At 68.2% G+C, this 1,415-nt stretch carries 1 protein-coding gene; it reads right to left on the bottom strand.

Annotated elements, in window-relative coordinates:
- Positions 1-28 precede the first annotated feature (28 nt).
- Entirely contained in the window at positions 29-1,303 is a 1,275-nt protein-coding gene (locus tag ACWD6R_RS40550; protein WP_451823340.1) for an ISL3 family transposase, read from the bottom strand.
- Positions 1,304-1,415: the final 112 nt, after the last annotated feature.

Raw genomic sequence — 1,415 nt, 5'->3', positions numbered from 1 at the left:
GGCTCCCCTGTCGCTTCCGTGGGTGGGTTTATGTGGCTTGACGGCCTGGTAGGTGAGGCCGGTGGCCGCCGAGGTTGAGCATGGCGAGGGCGATGAGGGCGTCGGCGTGTTTGAAGCCGAAGGCCATGCGGGTGATCAGGCGGATCTTGGTGTTCATGCTCTCGACGAGTCCGTTGCTCAAGTGGTGCTCGGAGGCTGCGACGATGGCGTCCCAGTGCCGGACGATGGAGCGTTGCAGCGCGACGAACGGGGCCAGGCGGGAGCGGCGAGCCCACAGTACCCAGTCCCACAGAGCCTGTTGGGTGTCCGCGCCTTGCTTGAGTGCCATCCGCAGGCCCTCCTTGAGCAGGTAGGCGCGGTGCAGGACGGGATGGGCCTTGGCGATGAAGGCGAGCTGGGCCCGCTGGCCTTCGGTGAGATCCTCCGGGTTCTTCCACAGTGCCCAGCGGGACCTCTTGAGGGACTTGGAGCCTGCGGTGGCACGGCCCTTGCCGCCGCGTTCGGTGTTCCAGACATCGCGGCGGACCTGGTCCAGGGCCTCGGTCGCCCACTGGACGACGTGGAAGGGGTCCATCACCCGCACCGCACCCGGGCAGCGCTCGGCGACCACTTTGGAGATCCACTCGGCGGCGTCCGCCGTGACATGCGTGATCTTCGCCGAGCGCTCCTCGCCGAGCAGGTCGAAGAACGTCCGCAGGGTGGCCTTGTCGCGTCCGGCTTCGGCCCACACCAGGCGGCCGGAGTCGTGGTCGACCACGATGGTGAGGTACTTGTGGTGCTTCTTGTAGCTGATCTCGTCGATGCCGATCCGGCGCAACCCGGCCAGCAAGTCCACCCGTTCGGTGACGTCGTCCCACACCCGGGTGCAGATGTTGCCCACCGTGCGCCAGCCGATCCGCATCAGCTGGGTGACGGTGGTCTTCGAGCAGCAGGTCGCCAGCCACGCCACCGTTTCGTCGAACGGCAGGGTGTGTCCGGCGTCGTGCCGTGCCCAGGGCACCGCCGCCACGGTCACCCCGTGCTCGGGACAGGAGATGCGGGGCGCGTCGGCCTCGATCACCGCCCGTATCGTGCCGAGGTCCAGCGCCCGCCAGCGCCGCCGGCCCTCGCCGTTGTCGTACTTGGCGCACCGCCGGTCGCAGATCCCGCACCGCCGCCGTCGGCCCCGGGCCGGCCGGGCGTGCATCACGATCAGCACGTCCTGCGGGCCGCCCTCGTCCGAGTCGCTCTCCTCGGCCTCGACCCGCTCGATCACGGTCTTCTCGACACCGAGCAGCCGAGTCCATATCCTTGCAGATTGCACGCCGTATCCAGGTTCTTCCGTTTCGTACCGTCGCAAGTCGAAACGTAGCCGGGGTACGGCGTGTTCTGCATATCAGACCAGGTCAGCGACCCACGGAAGCGACAGGGGAGCC

The sequence above is a fragment of the Streptomyces sp. NPDC005151 genome (assembly GCF_053599875.1).
Note: the sequence above shows the minus strand (reverse complement) of the source record. Positions and strands in the feature narration are given on the sequence as shown.